The organism is Dyella amyloliquefaciens, assembly GCF_004296575.1.
GTDB lineage: Bacteria > Pseudomonadota > Gammaproteobacteria > Xanthomonadales > Rhodanobacteraceae > Dyella > Dyella amyloliquefaciens.
This window is the reverse complement of the sequence record NZ_SAYT01000001.1, coordinates 73165-91862: the sequence shown is the minus strand read 5'-3', so window position 1 is coordinate 91862 and position 18698 is coordinate 73165. Positions and strand designations below refer to the sequence as shown.

Below are 18698 nucleotides of genomic sequence, written 5' to 3'. Positions count from 1 at the left end.
CCGCCCACGGCCCGGACAGGGGAGTGACGCAACGTCGATGGCAACGGTGACTCTGGATCGGTTGCGCAAGGTCTATCCCAACGGACATGTCGGCGTCGACGAGGCGACCTTCGAAATCGCCGACGGCGAACTGCTGGTACTGGTGGGCCCTTCCGGCTGCGGAAAAACCACCCTGCTGCGCATGATCGCGGGCCTGGAATCGATCTCCTCGGGTGCGCTTAGCATTGGCGGACGCGTGGTCAACGAGGTGTCGCCAAAGGATCGCGACATCGCCATGGTGTTCCAGAATTACGCGCTGTACCCGCACATGACCGTGGCGCAGAACATGGCGTTTGGTTTGAGCCTGCGCGGCAAGCCCAAGGCCGAGATCGACGCGCGCGTTCGCGACGCGGCGAAGTTGCTGGAGCTGGAGCATCGCCTCGATGCCCTGCCCGCCGCGCTCTCCGGCGGACAGCGCCAGCGCGTGGCGCTGGGCCGTGCACTGGTACGCGAGCCCAAGGTGTTCCTGCTCGACGAGCCGCTGTCCAACCTCGACGCGAAGCTTCGCCTGTCGATGCGCGTGGAGATCGCGCGCCTGCACCGACGGCTCGGCACCACCATGATCTATGTGACGCACGACCAGGTGGAGGCCATGACGCTGGGCCAGCGCATCGTGGTGCTCAATGGCGGCAAGATCCAGCAGATCGACACGCCGATGCGCCTGTACGAAAAGCCCGCCAACCTGTTCGTGGCAGGCTTCCTCGGCTCGCCTGCGATGAACCTGCTGCGCGGCACGCTCCGCCACGGGCGTGGCTGGGCACTGGAAACGCTCGATGGCACGGTCCCGCTCGGTGAACTGGCCGCGCAAAGCCATGAGCTGTTGCCGTGGATCGATCGCGAGATCGTGCTCGGCGTACGCCCCGAGGATCTGCGCCTTACCGATGCCGATCACGCGGCCCTTAGCGCCGTACTCGAAGTCCCCGAGCCGGTCGGCAACGAGATCTTCCTCAACCTGCGCCATGGCTCGCAATCGTTGGTGTCCCGCGTGGCACCCGGCGCCCTGCCCGAGGCTGGCACCGTCATGCATTTCGCGTTGGCCCACGATCGTCTGCATATGTTCGAACCGAGCGGCGGCACCCGTATTGTCTGAGGAAGGTCAGCCCTTCACGCTGCCCAGCAGCAGGCCTTCGATGTAGTAGCGCTGCATGGCGAGGAACAGCGCCAGCACCGGAATCACCGTCACCACTGAACCGGCCATCATCAGCTCACTGTCCTGCGCGTGCTCGCGCGCCAGCGAGGCGAGGCCGATCGGCAGCGTGTAGTGCTCCTGGCCGGTGAGCGCGATCAACGGCCACATGAAGTCGTTCCATGCGGTGAGGAACGTATAGATCGCCAGCGTCACCATGATGGGCTTCAGCAACGGCAGCACGATCTGCGTGAAGATGCGCAACTCGCCCGCGCCATCGATGCGAGCGGCTTCCATCAGCTCATCCGGAATGCTGCGTGCGTACTGGCGCACCAGGAAGATGCCGAACGCCGTGGCCATCGCGGGTACGATCACCGCCGCATAGCTGTTCACCAGGCCCATGTACTTGAGCATCAGGAACAGCGGCAGCATCGCCACCTGCGCCGGAATCACCAGCATGCCGAGCAGACCCTGAAACAGCCGCTCGCGGCCGTGGAAACGCAGCTTGGCGAAGGCATAGCCTGCCATCAGGTTGCAGGCGAGCGAGAGCACGGTGATCGCTCCCGAAATCGCCAGGCTGTTCAGCAGGTAGCGCCCCATGCCGGCGCGGGTGAAAAGCTCCTCGTAGTTCCGCCACGTGGCATGCGCCGGCAACAAGGGTGGCGGCAGGGCACTGGCTTCGCCGGGATGCATGAACGACACCGACAGCATCCACAGCAGCGGAAACAACGCGACCACGGCGCCGCCAATCAGCAAGCCGTTGATGATGGCCTTGGCCATGCGTGGATTCATGCCGCCGCTCCACGACGCGCCACGCGCAGCATCAGCGCGGTGAAGGCAAACATGATGACGAACAGGAGGAAGGCCACCGCCGAAGCGGTACCGAAGTTCCACCATCTGAAGCCTTCGTTGTACATCAGGTACAGCACGCTGGTCGTGCTCTGCAGCGGTCCGCCCTCGGTCATCACGTAAGGCTCGGCGAACAGCTGGAAATAGCCCGACACGGTAAGAATGCTCACCATAAGCAACGTCGGTGTGAGCATCGGCAGCGTGATATGACGGAACTGCTGCAGCGGTGAAGCGCCATCGATGCGCGCCGCCTCGTAGAGATCACCGGGGATTGCCTGCAGGCCGGCGAGGAAGATGATCATGTTGTAGCCGAAGTTCTTCCACACCGCGAACAGGATGATGGTAGGCATCGCCCAGTGCGGGTCGCCCAGCCAGTCGACCGGATGGATGCCCACCGCGCCCAGCACGTAGTTCGCCATGCCGTACTTGGTGTTGAAGATATAGCGCCACACCAGTGCCACCGCTGCCACCGTGGTCACCACCGGCGCAAACAGCGCCGTGCGGAAAAACGGCTTGCAGCGCGCCAGCGGTGAATGGAGCAGCAGCGCCGCCCCCAGTGAGACCATGATCGACAGCGGCACGCCCACCAGGACGAAGTAGAACGTGTGCCCAAGCGCTGACCAGAATTTCGGCTGGTGCAACAGATCCCAGTAGTTGCCCAGCGCGACGAAACGCAGGTGACGGATATCGGCGAGCGCATAAAGGTCGTAATCGGTAAGGCTCAGGCCCAGCGCCGCCAGCACCGGCAGCAGGAAGAACACGCCCAGCACCAGCAACGCCGGCGCCAGGAACCACCAGGCGGCACGCTGTGCGTTCATGGTGCGTCTCCGGCGGCGTGGCGTTCATGGTCGAGTATCCAGCGTCGCTTCTCGAGGATGCGGTCGGCTCGACGATCCATCTCCGCTGCCGTCTCGTCGATGCTCAGCCTTCCAGCGACGGCCTGCGCGGCGACCAGCTGCATCTCGTTGACGATCTGCTCCCACTCCGGCACCGGCGGCGTCGGCTTCACGTGCTCCAGCTGCTCACGGAATGCCCGCACCTTGGGGTCATTGCGCAGGCCATCGCCGTCCCACGCGCTGCGTCGCGCCGGCATGTCGCCGAGCAGTTCGTAGAAGCGTTGCTGCACATCGGGGCGCGAAAGGTATTCGATCAGCGTCCAGGCTTCGGCCTTGTGCGCGGAGTCCCGGAAGATCACCAGGCTGGAGCCACCTGCCGCCCCGACGCCCGCACCGTCGGGACCCGGCAACGGTGCCGTGGCCCACGCATCCTGCTCGTTCGCCGGCAGCCGTTTGCGGAACTCGCCGATGTTCCAGGGGCCGGAAAAGTAGAACGCATACACGCCGCGGCCAAACTCGTCCCACGGGTTGCCGGCTTCGACGTTGGTGATCGGCGGCGCCTGGTGCAGGCGGAAGGTCTCCACGTAGAACGACAGCGCGCGCTTGAATCCCGCGCTGCGGAAATTGCCGTAGCGTCCGTCCTCGCGCAGCATCGGCTCCGGCTGCTGCAGCGCCATCGACATCAGCTGCTCGTATTCGTTGGTGGGCAGCAGGATGCCGTAGATCCCGTCCTGCGGCTTGCTGAGCGCGGCGAGCACCTTGCGCCATTCGTCCCAGGTGCGTGGCGGCGCATCGAAACCGGCGGCCCTGAGCAGGTCGCTTCGATAGAAGATCAGCCGTGTGTCCACGTACCACGGCACGCCCACCAGCTTGCCTTCGATGACGCTGGTGGCCCAGATATTGGCGAAGTAGTCGTCTGGCTTCACCACCGCGGAGTGGTCCACGCGCGGCTGCAGCGGCTCCAGCGCATTCAGCGCGGCGAACTCGGGCAACCAGGTATTGCCCAGCTGGCTGAGGTCCGGTGTGGAGCTGCCGGCGAACGCCGTCAGCAGCTTCTGGTGCGCCGCCGTCATAGGCAGCTGCTGCACCTTCACGTGGATGCCGGGATGCAGGCGCTCGAACTCGGGCAGCAACTGCACCACGGCTTCGCCTTCGCGGCCGATGGTCCAGAACGTCAGCGTCGTGCCGTCCTCATGGCGAGAGGCACAACCGGCCAACAGCAACAACGCGCTGCCCAGCAGCACCGCGTGGATGCGATGCAGGATGTGGCTGGCCCGGCGTTGCGTGTTTGAAAACATGTCTCAGCGTGGTTTCTGTTCCAGCCAGCCGCCGGTGAAGCCGGCGCGCTCGAGGCCCTTGCGGACATACGGATTCTTGCGCATCACGTTCCACACGAAGCCGCTGCGCCAGTTCTCGATCATCAGCACGATGGGGCCCTGGTCGATGCCGATCTGCTTGTCGTCCGCCCAGCCCATGCCGGGCACGGCGCGGCCTTCCTTCGGCACGATGCCGGTATCGTAGCTGGGATTGAACGCATCGACGAAGCCGTACCTGGTATAGATCGCATCACCATAACGCGCCTTCATCTCCATCAGCGCAGGCACCACGATCTCGGGCGCGAAGGCGATGGAGCCACCGGCGGCAGTCGGTGCGATGGTGCCGTCGTCGGATACGTAATCGAGGCCGGCACCGCGTGCCGTATAGCCATAGAACGCACGCGTGCTGCCGTCGTTGCGCTTCACCACCGCGTCGCCCGGACCGTTGCAGGCAGTCAGGCCCCAGATGTTTTCGCCATAGCCGGTCCAGTGATTCGGATTGGCGATGGCATAGGCACGCTGCGCATAGACGGCCTCGCGACTGTTCTGCGCATAGTCCGTGTCGTGCTCACGATTCCAGGTATCACGGATGCCACGGAAGTCGATCCAGGTCTGGCTGTACTGGTGGCCGAACATCGGCGCGAAGTTGAGGAACGTGCGTCCCTGGAATTCGCCCCAGTACTCGGGATAGGTCTTCGTCCATGCCGACCATGCGTCATCGGCCACCGGATGCGTCGGTGAACCCAGCGCCAGCACATAGACCAGCATGCCTTCGTTGTAGCCCTTCCAGTCCGCCGGGATGAACTTGCCGCCCGGCGTCCAGCCCATGCTGATCAGCGGCGAGTGTGGCTGCATCCAGGTCCAGTCGACGCGGCGGTAGATGGCGTCGGCGAGCTGACGGATTTCCTTTTCGTCCTTGTTGTTGCGGTCGAAGTACGACTGCGCAAACAGCACGCCGCCCAGCAGCAGCGTGGTATCCACGCTCGACAGCTCGACGCCGCGCGCATGGCGCTTGCCGGTCTGCATGTCGAGGAAGTGATAGAAGAAGCCGTGGTAGCCGGTGACATCGTCTTCGTCGTCACCCTGCCTGGCGTCATTGAAGAAGCGCAGCGTCGCCAGCGTGCGCTCGACGGCCTGCTTGCGCGTGATGTAACCGCGCTCCACGCCTACACCGTACGCCGTGAGTGCAAAACCGACCGAGGCGATGCTGGCGAAGGAGTCGCCGGGCCAGTGATCCGGCACCAGGCCGGTCTTCGGATCAGCGCTATCCCAGAACCACTGGAACGTGCGCTGCTCCAGGTCCTCGACCATCGCGCGCTGCGGCGCCGGCAAGCTGTTGAACTCGCGTGTCGCGGCGACTTGTCCGGCGGCACTGGCCGCGCCTGACGCGAACGCCAGCGCGGCGACGGCAGCCGCGGGCAACAGACGGAAGAGGCTGGCTCGAATCATCGCGGACCCTTGGAAAAAAAGCTGGAATGGCGGACTGCCCACAAACAGCCGCCATTCCATGGAAACACCGGGCCATCACACACGTGGGTGACGGCCCGGCCGGAGCAGGCCTGGGAGGGTTGACCTGCTCCCCTACGCCGGCCTCGCAGCCCAGGGGATGCGAAAGCCGGATGCCCGTTACCCGGGGGGAGGCAACGGGCGGCGACGAAGGAGCCTTAGAACTTCAGGCCCACTTCGAGCTTCACCGTGCGTGGCACGAAGGTGATATTGCCGGTCTGGTTGTAGCTCACCATGGTGTTACCCGGCACGAACGTTGCGATGTAGTCGGAGTAGTTGTGCCAGTTGAAGACGTTGAGCACATCGAAGCGGCCGTACAACGTCATGCCGTGACCCAGATCGAAATCCTTGGTGGCCTGCAGGTCGATGTCGCGGTAACCCCAGATCTTGCCGCCAACGAGGAACTTCGAACCCTGCGGCACCGCGGCCGACGGCACGCAGCTGCTGCCGTCGGGCAGCGTCACGCCCGGATAGCAGGCGGCGCCGTTGTACGGGAGCGGCGTGGCCAGCGTGAGCTTGGCCGACAGCACCGTACCCCACGGGCCGTCCATGTTGCCGGTCGCCACGAAGCGATGCTTGGCGGCGGCGTTCGAGGTGATGAACGGGTATTCCTGGATCGTGCCGTAATCGAACGAGTAGTGCTCGTTGATGTCGCGGTTCTGCTTGGCATGGGTGAACGTGTACGCAAACGTCGCGCCCCAGCCCGACGCCTTGTCATACGGCTTGGAGGCCGACAGCAGTACCTGCGTGCTGCGGGTGGCGATGCCGTTGTCGCCCAGGATCAGCGCGCCGAACCCCGGGATGCCATTGCCCCATGGCTGGCTGTTCTGCTGGTTGTCGTTGCTGTGCTGGAAGAACGCACCGTTCGGGTAGCGGTTGCCCAGCGTGAAGGCGAAGCCGTTGTAGCTGAGTGCGCGAACCACGGTGGCGTCGGTCTGCCATTCGCCGAGCTGGTTGGACATGCCCAGGCTGAACTGGTCCGAATACGGCGCCTTGAGGTTGTTGTTGAGCAGGTCCACCTCGGTACCGGCGTTGCTCGACGCGCCGAGCAGCGACTGCAGGGCCGGCAGGCCGCTGAGTAGATTCGGATCCCACTTGTAGCAGGGCGTGCTCTCGCGATGGCAGGTGCCGGTGGCCGGATCCTGGAAGAAGATCGTGTACTGCGGCAACGCGGACTTGGTGGTTTCCAGCTGCAGGTAATCGTACAGGTCGCGATCGTACGAGCGACCCGCGCCGCCGTGGATCACGTGCTGTTCGTCGCCGAACCAGTCGTACGAGAAGCCCAGGCGCGGCTGCCACTCGCCCTTGTAGGCGCTGCGGTTATGGCCGTTGCTGATGTAGTCGTTGATGTTGATGCCGCCCTTGGCCAGGGTCTCGGCATAGGTCTGGCCGGCAGGCGCACCGGCGTTGGTGTCCTGCGAGTAGATCGCGGCCACCACGTTGGCCGGCGTCACGAAGTCGGTGTACGACGGCGTGCGCTCGTAGTCCCAGCGCACGCCCAGGTTGAGCGTCAGCTTATCGTTGACCGCCCAGTCGTCCTGGATGTACGTGCCGAACTGGCGGCTCTTGGTCGACACCGACGGGGTCAGACCCAGGCCGTTCACCGGCTTGGTGAAGTAGGCCTTGTAGGGCGTGGCGGCGGTGCCGTCGGCGGTGACGTTGTAGTAGTACTGGGGATTGATGTCCGAGGCATCGGATGCATCCAGCGTTACCGCCTTGAGCTTCACGCCCATCTTCACGACATGGTCGCCGTGCCATTCCAGGTCGTTGAAGGTGAAGTCGTCCTGGATCGAGGGACCCTTCTGGCTCTTGTTCTGCGTGGACTGCGGGCTGGCGGCACCGGTGGCGATGATGGTCGGATCATCGATCGGGCGCTGCCAGGTGTACACGTAGCCGTTGCCGATGGTCACGGCGGTCGGCGAGTACTTGGCGTCCTCGTAGGCGAAGATCAGTTCGTTGAAGTACGACTGGCCGCTGTGCTGCCAGCGAGCCACATAGCGCTTGGCATCGTTCTTCACGTTGCGTGCGGCCGACACCGCGTTCTGCTGGTCGGCACCGATGCCGTCGAGCTGGGTCTCGTTGCGGATCTGCGCGCTGGCTTCGAAACGGTCGCGGTCGGTCGGTTCCCAGTCGATCTTGCCGAAGTACAGGTCTTCCTGGAACGGCAGGTTCGCCGGCCCCATCTGCGCAGCCACGCTGGACGGCAGGTACGGCACGCCTGCCGCGCCATCGGCGCTCGGCGCCACCGTTACCGGCGTGTCGAAACGCTTGGCCTCATAGGCCATGAAGAAGTGCATCTGGTCCTTGATGATCGGACCACCCACGGCGAAGCCGTACTCCTTCTCCTGCGACGAGGCCTTGGTGCCGGCGGCGCTTTCGGCCGGCGTCATGGCACGGAAGGAATCGTCGGTGTAGCGGTAGTACGTCTCGCCGTGGAATTCGTTGGTGCCCGACTTGGTCTGTGCGGTCACGGCGGCGCTGGCGAGCTGGTCGAATTCCGCCTTGTAGTTGGAGGTGATGACCTTGTACTCGCCGATCGCCAGCTGCGGGAACGGATTGCCCTGGCTGTTGCTCTGCCCCGATACACCACCGGCGACCACATAGCTCTTCTGGCCCACACCGTCGATGTAAACGTTTACAGAACTATCGTTCATAGCACCGCCACGCAAGGACGTGTGCCCCGACGGATCGACCGAGAACACCATGCCCGGAACGGTGTCGGCAAACTCGAGGAAGTTGCGCGATACCTGCGGGATCGTGTCGATCTGGCGCAGCGAAATGGTGGCGCCGACCTCGGGCGTCTTCACTTCCTGCAGCGTGGTGGCGGAAACCGAAACGCTACCGAGGTTCTGCGCATTGGCGGCGTTGGCCGTCGTCGCAGGCGCGGCCGCGGTCAGGTCCAGCGACGCGGTGGAGGCCACCGTCAGCGTCACGGTGCGCTCGGTGCCAGGACCGGCATCGACCTGATAGGTGCCGGGCTGCAGGCCAACCAGCGCATAGCTGCCATCGGCTTCGGTGGTGGTGCGACGGACGGCGCCGGAGGCGACGTTCTTGGCGGTGACCTCGGTGTTGGCCGGGCCCTTGCCACGCAGCGTGGCGTTGGCCGTCTGCGACCAGGCCACCGTCGGAACGGCAACCGTGGCGACCACGGTGCTGGCGATCAGGCTGGCTAACAGCGTCTTCTTAAGGTGATGCGGCAACTTCATGACTCCCCTCCAAGATCGATCAGGGATCGAATGGGCGTGCAGGTTGATAGGTATTTTTGTGACTCATGCATCGCGGTTTGCACCGCAAGTTCCACGGACGGCGATCGCGCAACCAAGCGCGCCCGTGCTATTGGACTGTTCCCGCCCATCCATCAGAGCAGCCAGTCGTTCCAGTGCGTTTCGTCCCAACTCGGCGATGTGCACGCTCACGGTGCTCAACGGAGGGGTCAGGTAGCGCGCAATGGGAATATCGTCGAAGCCGGCCAGGGCGATGTCCGCAGGCACCTGCAGGCCGGCTTCCTTGAAGGCGTAGAGGCAGCCCACCGCCATCATGTCGTTGGCGGCGAACACGGCGCTGGGGCGACGCTCCTGCTTGAGCAGCTCGCGACCGGCCTGGTAACCGGACTCCTCGGTGAAGCTGCCCGCCACGATGTTGAGCGGCACCTTCGGCGCCAGCTTCCTCATCGCTTCGCGGTAACCCAGGGCGCGCTGTTCGGCGTCGAAGTTGCCCGCAGGGCCGGCGATGAAGGCGATGTCCTTGTGGCCCGCCACGCGCAGCAGGTGCTCGGTCATCGCGTAGGCGCCACCGCGATTGTCGATGTTCAACACGCTGCGCCCGCTGGCCTGTACCGAACTGTTGATCAGCACGGTAGGCAGGCCGTCCGTGAGGTTGGCATCGAGGAAAGCCTCGTCCACCCACGGCGACAGGATCAGCATGCCGTCGACGCGGCCGTGCATGGCGCGCAGCGCCGCGGCGGCTTCGTCGGCGCCGTCGTGCGAGCTCGACACCAGCAGGTGCAGGCCGCGCGATCGCGCGGCCAGGTCGATGCCCCGGATCAGTTCCGAGAAGAATTCACCGAACAGGTCCGGCAGCAACGCGCCGATGGTGTGCGTGCGCCGGGTAATGAGGCTGCGCGCCGCGTTGTCGGGCACGTAGTGCAGTTGCTTGGCCGCGACGCGGATGCGTTCGAGCGTTTCGGCGGTGACGCCGCCCTGCCCGTTCAATGCGCGCGACACGGAAGCCACCGATACCTTGGCCTCACGCGCTACATCTTTGATGGTCGCTTTCTTGGTCGTCACGGTGGCAACTTGAAGGTGACCCCCCGGTCACGGCGGCGCCAACGTAAACGTTTTCATGAAAGCTTGTAAAGAAGCTGCAACGACATCTTTCGCTGCAGCGCAATAAATCACGAAGGCACCGGGGCAGCCTTGATGCGTAAGGGCCGCATAACATCGACGTGACGAGAGCTGCACGGGCGTAAACGCAGCGCAACAAAAGCGGTTTAGGTGCGGGCCATGATTGTGCCCGCGCCGTGCTTTTTCCGACCGGGTTCCGTCAACGGACGGTGTGGTGGGACAGCATCCATGGCCACAGATCCGCCGTCGCATACGCGGGCACCCAGGAGCCATGGCCCACGCCGGGGAATTGGGTGTAGCGGACTTCGTCGCCGGATTTCAGCAGCGCGGCGTACATGTTGCGCGCCTCGCTGGGCGACACCTGGTCGTCCACTTCGCCATGGAAAATCCATACCGGCATGGGCTTTATGCGCTCCGCCACCCATTGGTACGGGTTGCCGCCCGTCGGCGGACCATGCACCACCAGCTCGGGCATGTCGTCCGGCGCACGGATGGCGCCGCAGATCACCGCGGCGGCCGCGAACAGCCCCGGATGATCCACCGCGAACTGCCATGCACCGTAGCCTCCCATCGAGAGGCCGGTGACATACAGGCGGGAGCGATCGCCGTGGTAGGCCTTGATGCTGTCTTCCATGGCCGCAAGCGCGGCCTGTTCCTGTGCACCGTCCCAGATGGTGTCGTCGGGCGCCTGCGGGGCGACCACCACGGCGGGGAAATCGTCGCCATGCGTCTTCAGCCAGGGTGGCAGGCCCTGCTTGAGCTGGGCCTGGTTGTCGCTGCCGCGCTCACCGCTGCCGTGCAGGAACAGCACCACCGGCCATTCGCGATCGGGCGACCAATGGCTGGGCACGAACACCTGGTAGGCCACGTCGTGACCGTTCACCTGCACATGGCGGGCGGTAAACCCGCCCTCCGCGGCCCAGGCCGACGAAGCCATTGCGCACGACAGCCAGGCCGCTGCCAAAACGTGTTTCACCTGCATGCCCCGCTCCCTCGCACCGATCTGTCGGGCGAGGGTAACCAAGCGCCGGGGTTTCAGGCCAGCATGGCCAGAACCTGCTCGGTGGAACGCACGCGACCCAGGCGGGGAAAGATGTTTTCCACCGCGAAACGGTGATGGTCGGCGCTGGACGAGCTCATGGCGTCCTCCACCAGCACCTGGTGGAAGCCCAGTTCGAACGCATTGCGCGCGGTGGATTCCACGCCGATGTTGGTGGACACGCCGCCGAGCACGATCTGCGTGATGCCGCGGCGGCGCAGCTGCAGCTCCAGCTCGGTGCCATGGAACGCACCCCACTGGCGCTTGGTGATGTGGATGTCGCCCTCGGCCGCGTTGAGCTCATCGGCGTAATCCAGCCAGTTGTCCGGCAGGGTCATCTTGCGCGGGGCTTCGTCGGTCAACGGGTGCAGCATGTCGCCGCCGTCGGCGGACCAGCCCACGCGCACCAGCACCACCGGGGCCTTCAGCTCACGGAAACGGGCGGCGAGACGGCCGGCGCGGCCGTTGACCTCGGCACTGGTATGGGGGCCGCCGGCAAACGGCGCGATGCCTTTCTGCAGGTCGATGAGGACGAGCGCGGTGGTGCGGGGGTCTAGCTTTTCCATCGTAAACTCCAGGGATATGCCGGGATTGGGCTGGCATCAGCGTAGAATCGGCCGCGTTCATGCCGCGCGACGATGCCTGCCGGGAAGTCTATTATGTGAGGACATCCTCACATTGGAGTTTATGAGGATGTCCTCACAAAACACAAGCCAGGCTGGCCGTACGCCCAGTCGCCGGCGCGGCCACGAGCGCGTGGCGGCCCTGCTGACGGCCGCCTCGGACTGCTTCGTCGAGAAAGGCTTCGACGCCACCACCATGACCGAGATCGCCGCCCGGGCCGGCGCCTCCATCGGCTCGCTCTACCAGTTCTTCCCGACCAAGGAATCGCTGGCCGAGGCGCTGATCACCAGCCACGCGAACGGGCTCAACGAGCACATGGAACAGCTGGTCGCGCAGACCGCCGGCTGGACGACGGACGAACTTGCGGCACGCCTGCTGCGCACCTTCGCCGACTACCGCAAGCGGCACCCGGCCTTTGTCGCGCTGGTGGAGGTTGCCGGCTCGCTGCCCTCCATGTTGGGTCGCACCATTCGCCAGCGCATGCGCGATTACCTCAGCCAGATCCTTGCGATCCACGCACCGGGCATCCCCGCGGGCGAACTGCGTCCGGCCGCGATGGTGGTGCAGCAGCTGATGAAGGCCGCCGTCGCGCTCGATAACGAGCAACCAGCGACGCTGCGAAAAGCCGCGCAAAACCAGCTGCAGCAGGCACTTTCGCTCTACCTTGGCGAACTCGCCTCGCGACGCTGATCGCGATGTCGCTCACGCGTGTGCGACGCACGCGCGAGGCGTTCGGCCATCTGGACGTCCGAATGTGCGTCGCGGCACGCGATTGCAAAATTTTCAAAAGAAACTGTTGACAACCCGTTGGAAGGCCCATTAGGGTCGGTTGCATGACGCAGCGCAACAGCCACGATCGCATTGCCGAACCGATTGGTCCCCCGACCATCGGCGGCGCGCTGCGCCTCCGCAACAACCTTCTTCTTGCCCTTGTACTCGTACTCCTTATTACCAACGGAGGTGCGGGCTGAGGGCGTGTGTCCAGGTAAAGCAAAACTAACCTAGATACCACCAACAAACCCCGCACCCGGAAACGGATGCGGGGTTTTTTGTTGCCCAACGGCGCGTGCCAGCGGAGCCAAAGATGACCCCCCAGGACAACCCGAACAGCGAGAACAGCGACGTGGGCGACGTAGCCGCCGAACGCGTGCGCATTTTCGACACCACCCTGCGCGACGGCGAGCAGGCGCCCGGCTTTTCGATGGACCGCCGCGCGAAACTTCGCATGGCGCATGCGCTCGAGGCGCTTGGCGTGGACATCCTGGAGGCGGGCTTCCCCAGCGCCTCGCCCGACGACTTCGCCTCGGTGTCGGAAATCGCCCGCGTGCTGCGCGGCCCTACCGTCGCCGGCCTGGCGCGCTGCCACGACGGCGACATCGACACCTGCGGGCGCGCCCTGCAGGCTGCGCGGCACTCGCGCATCCACCTGTTCCTGTCCACCAGCCCGCTGCATCGCGAGCACAAGCTCAACATGAGCAAGCAGCAGGTGATCGACACTGCCTGTGCCGCCATCGAACGTGCGAAGCAGCTGTGCCACGAAGTGGAATTTTCCGCCGAGGACGCGATGCGCACCGAGCCGGAGTACCTGGTCGAAGTGTTCAGCGCGGCGATCGCCGCCGGTGCCACCACGGTCAACGTGCCGGACACGGTGGGTTACACCACGCCGGTGGAGATGGCCGAGCGCATCGCCTACCTGCGCCAGCACGTGCGCGGCGCGGATCAGGTCATCTTCTCCACCCATTGCCATGACGACCTGGGCATGGCCGTCGCCAACAGCCTGGCCGGCGTCGCCGCCGGCGCGCGCCAGGTGGAATGCACCATCAACGGCATCGGCGAACGCGCCGGCAATGCCTCGATGGAGGAAGTGGTGATGGCGCTGCGCGTGCGCGGTGCCTATTTCGGCGTCAACACCGGCATCGACACGCGCAAGCTCTACCCCACATCGCGCCTGCTGACCCAGCTGACTGGCCAGGCCGTCGCGCGCAACAAGGCCGTGGTGGGTGACAACGCCTTCGCCCACGAGTCGGGCATCCACCAGCACGGCATGCTGAAGCATCGCGGTACCTACGAAATCATGCGTCCGCAGGACGTGGGCATGGGCGAGACGAAGCTGGTGCTCGGCAAGCATTCGGGACGCCACGCGCTGCGCCAGCGCCTGCAGACCCTGGGCCATGACGTGGAAGAAGCCGCGATGGACGGCATCTTCGCGCGCTTCAAGGCACTGGCCGACAAGAAGCGCGAAGTACACGACGAAGACCTGGAAGCCATCGCGCTGGGCATGGACCCGGAAGCGACCGGTCCGTGGCACATCGCGCAGCTCAACACCAATTCCCACCTGGGCGGCAGTGCCTCGGCGTCGGTGAAGCTCACCCACGACAACGGCCACGAAGTGGGCGAAGCCGCCATCGGCGACGGCCCGGTCGATGCCGTGCTGCGCGCGATCGAGCGCGCCACCGGCACCACGCTCGACGTCACCCAGTTCCAGGTGCGCGCCGTCAGCGAAGGCGGCGACGCGCAGGGCCACGCCCAGCTCACCGCACGCCATGCCGAACGTGACTGGCGCGGCGACGGCGTCAGCACCGACATCATCGAAGCGACCGCGCATGCGGCGCTCGCCATCGTCAACCGCATCGAACGACAACAACCCGCATCGCAACGGGCTGCCGTTGCCAGCCTGTGATCCAAGGAGTTACGCAATGACCACGCCATTCCTCTGGCACAACGGCCAGATCAAACCCTGGACCGAGGCCACGGTCCACGTCAGCACCCACGCCCTGCACTACGGCTCCTCGGTTTTCGAAGGCGAGCGCGTGTACGCCACGCCGCAGGGCCCCGCCTATTTCCGCCTCGCCGACCACACGCGCCGCCTGTTCGAGTCGGCCCGCGTGTACGAGATCGAGATCGGCTACAGCGAAGACGAGATCAACGCGGCGTGCCAGGAAGTGATCCGCGCCAACCGCATGAAGTCGGCCTACGTGCGCCCGATCGTGTTCCGCGGCGCGGGCGGCCTGGGCGTGCTGCCCAAGCCCGATGCGCCGGTGGACGTGGCAATCATGGCGCTGGAATGGGGCGCGTATCTGGGTGACGCGATCGAACACGGCGCCGACGTGTGCGTGTCCTCGTGGCACCGGCCCGCGCCGAATACGTTCCCGAGCTGGGCCAAGGCCGGCGGCAATTACCTGAGCAGCCAGCTGATCGCGCTCGAAGCGCGTCGCGGCGGCTACGCCGAAGGCATCGCACTGGGCCACAACGGCCTGTTGAGCGAAGGCGCCGGCGAGAACCTGTTCCTGGTGAAGAACGGCAAGCTGCTCACCCCGCCGACCAGCGCCGGCATCCTGGCCGGCATCACGCGCGAGTCGGTGATGACGCTGGCCGCCGAGATGGGCATCACGGTGGAAGAACGCGACCTGCCGCGCGAAGCGCTGTACACCGCCGACGAGATCTTCATGACCGGCACCGCCGCGGAGATCACCCCGGTGCGCTCGGTGGACCGCAAGCAGGTTGGCGCGGGCCGTCCGGGCGACGTGACGCGCGCGTTGCAGAAAGCCTTCTTCGGCCTGTTCGACGGCACTACGACCGACAAGTGGGGCTGGTTGACGCCCGTATCCGATGTGGTCGTCCCTGACCACGAAGATCAAACAGCGGCCATCCATGGCCGCACTCCTCAACAACAGCCCGCTTCGATGGGGGCAGTGGCATGACAGCGAAGACCCTGTTCGAGAAAGTGTGGGAAGCGCACGTCGTTGCGCCGGAATCGACCGATACGCCCGCGGTCCTCTACATCGACCTGCACCTGGTGCACGAAGTGACCTCCCCGCAGGCTTTCAGCGAACTGCGCGAGCGCGGCCTGAAGCTGCGCCGCCCGGATCGCACGCTGGCCACGCTGGATCACTCCACGCCGACCCTGCCTGCCGATGCGAGCGGTGAGCGCCCGTATGCCAACGCCGAGGCGAAGGCGCAGGTGGCCCAGCTGGAAACCAACTGCCGTGAGTTCGGCGTGGACCTGCACGGCTGGGACAGCGCCGATCGTGGCATCGTGCACGTGATCGGTCCCGAGCTGGGTGCAACCCAGCCGGGCATGACCATCGTGTGCGGCGACAGCCACACCTCCACCCACGGCGCGTTCGGCGCGCTGTCGTTCGGTATCGGCACCACCGAGGTCGGACATGTGATGGCGACGCAGTGCCTGCTGCAGCGCAAGCCGAAGACGCTGGCGATCCACGTCGACGGCAAGCTGCCGTCCGGCGTGGGCGCGAAGGACCTGATCCTGCACATCATCGGCGAGATCGGCGTGGACGGCGGTACCGGTTACGTTATCGAATACCGCGGCAACGCCATCGAAGCCTTGTCGATGGAAGAGCGCATGACGGTGTGCAACATGTCGATCGAAGCCGGCGCCCGCGCAGGCCTGATCGCACCGGACGACACCACCTTCGCCTGGTTGAAGGGTCGCCCGCGCCTGCCGCAAGGCGCTGCCTGGGAAGCCGCCGTGGCGAACTGGCGTTCGCTGCGCACCGATGCCGGCGCCACCTATGACCGCGAAGTGCATATCGACGCCAGCAAGGTGCGCCCGACCGTCACCTACGGCACGCACCCGGGCATGGCGATCGCCATGGACAAACCGGTGCCTGCCGCACGCAACGCGGTGGAGAAACGCGCGCTCGACTACATGAAGGCCGAAGCCGGCAAGCCCATGCAGGGCACGCCGGTGGACGTAGTGTTCGTCGGCAGCTGCACCAACTCGCGCCTGTCCGACCTGCGCGAAGCCGCCCATGTGCTGCGCGGCCGCCGCGTCGCCGATGGCGTGCGCATGCTGGTGGTGCCGGGCTCCGAAGCGGTGCGCCGCGATGCAGAGAACGAAGGCCTGCACCACGTGTTCACCGCCGCCGGCGCCGAGTGGCGCGTGCCAGGCTGCTCGATGTGCATCGCCATGAACGGTGACCTGGCACAGCCGGGACAACTCGTCGTCAGCACGTCCAACCGCAATTTCGAAGGCCGCCAGGGCAAGGGCGCGCGCACGGTGCTGGCGAGCCCCGCCACCGCCGCTGCTTCCGCCGTCGCGGGGCGCATCGCCGATCCGCGTGAATACATGACGGAGGTGGCGGCATGAAGAACGCACGCAGTCAGCCCCCTCTCCCCTCCGGGGAGAGGGTTGGGGTGAGGGGCCAGTCTTGCCTCACCGCCAATCAAGCGCGCGCTTCGTTCATCGTCGTCGCGAGCACCCGCCCCTCATCCGCCCCTTCGGGGCACCTTCTCCCCGGAGGGGAGAAGGGACTTTGCCCTTCGGAGGTTTGTTAATGCGCCCCGTCACCCGTCTCCACTCCCGCACCGCCGTCCTGGCGGACGAGAACATCGACACCGACCGCATCATCCCGGCGCGCTTCCTCACCACCACCGAGCGCGCCGGCCTGGGCAAGCTGTGCTTCAACGACTGGCGCTACCAGACCGACGGCAGCGACAACCCGGCGTTCCCGCTGAACCAGCCCAAGGCGAAGGGTTGTTCCATCCTGGTCGCCGGTCGCAACTTCGGTTGCGGCTCCTCGCGCGAGCACGCGCCGTGGGCGCTGCTGGATTACGGTATCCACGCCGTGCTGTGCAGCGAGATCGCTGACATCTTCCGCAACAACGCGCTGAAGAACGGCCTGCTCGCCATCGTGCTGGACGAGGCCGAACACCGCTGGCTGCTCGCCAACCCCGGCATCGAACTGACCATCGACGTGCGCGAGCAGGTCATCGCGCTGCCCGACGGCGGCCACATCCGCTTCCAGCTCGAACCCTTTGCCCGCCACTGCCTGCTCAATGGCGTCGACCAGCTCGGCTACCTGCAGCAGCACAACGACGCCATCACCGCCTACGAACAACGCGTGGAGATAGCAGCATGAGAGCGCAAATCGTCACCCTGCCCGGCGACGGCGTCGGCCCCGAAGTCACGGCGGCTGCGGTCGCCGTGCTCGACGCGGTCGCCGCGCATTTCGACCACCACTTCCATTTCGAGGAACAGCTGATCGGTGGCTGCGCCATCGATGCCACCGGCGAACCGCTGCCGACCGCCTCGCTGGAGGCGTGCAAGGCGGCCGATGCCGTGCTGCTTGGTGCGGTGGGTGGACCGAAGTGGTCCGACCCCAATGCGCCGGTGCGTCCGGAACAAGGTCTGCTGGCGCTGCGTGCCGCACTGGGCGTGTACGCCAACCTGCGTCCGCTGCAGGTGCATCCGGCGCTGGCCTCGCTGTCGCCGCTGAAAAACGAGAAGCTGAAGAACGTCGACGTGCTGTTCGTGCGCGAACTGACCGGCGGTGCGTACTTCGGTGCGAAGACGCGCACCATCGATACCGCCACTGACGAGTGCAAGTACACCGTGGCCGAAGTGGAACGCGTGACGCGTCGCGCCTTCCAGCTCGCGCGGGAGCGCCGCAAGCACGTCACCTCGGTGGACAAGGCCAACGTGCTGGAAACCTCGCGCCTGTGGCGCAGCACGGTGACCCGCATTGCCGCCGAGTTCCCGGACGTGAAGCTGGAACATCAGCTGGTCGACTCGATGGCGATGCTGCTGCTGACACAGCCGGGCAAGTACGACGTGGTGGTCACCGAGAACCTGTTCGGCGACATCCTCACCGACGAAGCCGCCGCGCTGGCCGGCTCGCTGGGCCTGCTGCCGTCCGCTTCGCTGGGTGAAGGCAAGGCCGGTCTGTACGAACCGATCCATGGTTCGGCACCGGATATCGCTGGTCAGGGCGCAGCCAATCCGATCGGCGCCATCCTGTCGGCCGCCATGCTGCTGCGTCACTCGCTGGGCCTGGAACAGGAAGCCGCGACCGTCGAGGCCGCCGTGGCCGACGTGGTCGAACACGGCCCGCGCACGCGCGACATCGGCGGCAGCGCCGGCACCAAGGACGTGCTGGAAGCCGTGCTCGCTGCCGTCGACGAACACGCCTGCAATGCGGCGGCGTTCCTGCGCTGGGGCCGGGCATGCGGTTAAACGTCCCGCGCCCTTTCCACTCGTCATCCCAGCGGAAGCTGGGA

The 18698-nt window shown here is 65.6% G+C and carries 16 protein-coding genes; 8 read left to right on the top strand and 8 right to left on the bottom strand.

Annotated elements, in window-relative coordinates:
• Window positions 1–37 precede the first annotated feature (37 nt).
• Window positions 38–1129, top strand: a complete 1092-nt coding sequence (locus tag EPB08_RS00410) for an ABC transporter ATP-binding protein (protein WP_130617094.1) — start codon at window positions 38–40, stop codon at window positions 1127–1129.
• 6 nt (window positions 1130–1135) lie between these two features.
• Here the strand turns inward: EPB08_RS00410 and EPB08_RS00405 are convergent, their stop codons facing one another.
• The 8 genes from EPB08_RS00405 to EPB08_RS00370 form a co-directional block, all read right to left on the bottom strand.
• The gene (locus EPB08_RS00405; RefSeq protein WP_130617093.1) at window positions 1136–1957 is read right to left on the bottom strand and encodes a carbohydrate ABC transporter permease; all 822 of its coding nucleotides are present in this window, start codon (window positions 1955–1957) and stop codon (window positions 1136–1138) included.
• The gene (locus EPB08_RS00400) at window positions 1954–2832 is read right to left on the bottom strand and encodes a carbohydrate ABC transporter permease (protein ID WP_130617092.1); all 879 of its coding nucleotides are present in this window, start codon (window positions 2830–2832) and stop codon (window positions 1954–1956) included. Before EPB08_RS00400 ends, EPB08_RS00405 begins: the two co-directional genes overlap by 4 nt.
• Window positions 2829–4148, bottom strand: a complete 1320-nt coding sequence (locus EPB08_RS00395; protein WP_130617091.1) for a sugar ABC transporter substrate-binding protein — start codon at window positions 4146–4148, stop codon at window positions 2829–2831. Before EPB08_RS00395 ends, EPB08_RS00400 begins: the two co-directional genes overlap by 4 nt.
• A gap of 3 nt (window positions 4149–4151) precedes the next feature.
• Window positions 4152–5615 carry a glucoamylase family protein gene (locus EPB08_RS00390; protein WP_130617090.1) on the bottom strand — a complete coding sequence of 488 codons (1464 nt, stop codon included), beginning with the start codon at window positions 5613–5615 and terminating at the stop codon, window positions 4152–4154.
• A gap of 215 nt (window positions 5616–5830) precedes the next feature.
• Window positions 5831–8878, bottom strand: a complete 3048-nt coding sequence (locus EPB08_RS00385; RefSeq protein ID WP_130617089.1) for a TonB-dependent receptor — start codon at window positions 8876–8878, stop codon at window positions 5831–5833.
• 63 nt (window positions 8879–8941) lie between these two features.
• Window positions 8942–9958, bottom strand: coding sequence for a LacI family DNA-binding transcriptional regulator (locus EPB08_RS00380; protein WP_130617088.1), 1017 nt, complete (start codon window positions 9956–9958; stop codon window positions 8942–8944).
• A gap of 256 nt (window positions 9959–10214) precedes the next feature.
• Window positions 10215–10997, bottom strand: coding sequence for a carboxylesterase family protein (locus EPB08_RS00375; RefSeq protein ID WP_229238159.1), 783 nt, complete (start codon window positions 10995–10997; stop codon window positions 10215–10217).
• A gap of 53 nt (window positions 10998–11050) precedes the next feature.
• Entirely contained in the window at window positions 11051–11620 is a 570-nt protein-coding gene (locus tag EPB08_RS00370) for a hydrolase (protein ID WP_130617087.1), read from the bottom strand.
• 127 nt (window positions 11621–11747) lie between these two features.
• On the opposite strand from EPB08_RS00370, the gene EPB08_RS00365 reads away from it, so the two are divergent.
• The 7 genes from EPB08_RS00365 (at window position 11748) to leuB (ending at window position 18654) form a co-directional block, all read left to right on the top strand.
• Window positions 11748–12368, top strand: a complete 621-nt coding sequence (locus EPB08_RS00365; RefSeq protein ID WP_130617086.1) for a TetR/AcrR family transcriptional regulator — start codon at window positions 11748–11750, stop codon at window positions 12366–12368.
• Between the two features lie 143 nt (window positions 12369–12511).
• On the top strand, window positions 12512–12649 hold the full coding sequence (locus EPB08_RS20950) for a hypothetical protein (RefSeq protein WP_165418343.1): 138 nt from the start codon (window positions 12512–12514) through the stop codon (window positions 12647–12649).
• A gap of 113 nt (window positions 12650–12762) precedes the next feature.
• Window positions 12763–14358, top strand: a complete 1596-nt coding sequence (locus EPB08_RS00360) for a 2-isopropylmalate synthase (protein ID WP_130617085.1) — start codon at window positions 12763–12765, stop codon at window positions 14356–14358.
• A gap of 16 nt (window positions 14359–14374) precedes the next feature.
• On the top strand, window positions 14375–15379 hold the full coding sequence (locus EPB08_RS00355; RefSeq protein WP_130617084.1) for a branched-chain amino acid transaminase: 1005 nt from the start codon (window positions 14375–14377) through the stop codon (window positions 15377–15379).
• A complete protein-coding gene (gene leuC, locus EPB08_RS00350; RefSeq protein WP_130617083.1) occupies window positions 15376–16788 on the top strand; it encodes a 3-isopropylmalate dehydratase large subunit in 1413 nt (470 codons plus the stop codon). The genes EPB08_RS00355 and leuC overlap by 4 nt, the downstream gene beginning before the upstream one ends.
• Window positions 16789–16975: 187 nt before the next feature.
• Window positions 16976–17560, top strand: a complete 585-nt coding sequence (leuD, locus tag EPB08_RS00345) for a 3-isopropylmalate dehydratase small subunit (protein WP_130617082.1) — start codon at window positions 16976–16978, stop codon at window positions 17558–17560.
• Window positions 17557–18654 carry a 3-isopropylmalate dehydrogenase gene (gene leuB, locus EPB08_RS00340; protein WP_130617081.1) on the top strand — a complete coding sequence of 366 codons (1098 nt, stop codon included), beginning with the start codon at window positions 17557–17559 and terminating at the stop codon, window positions 18652–18654. The genes leuD and leuB overlap by 4 nt, the downstream gene beginning before the upstream one ends.
• The last annotated feature ends 44 nt before the right edge of the window (window positions 18655–18698 follow it).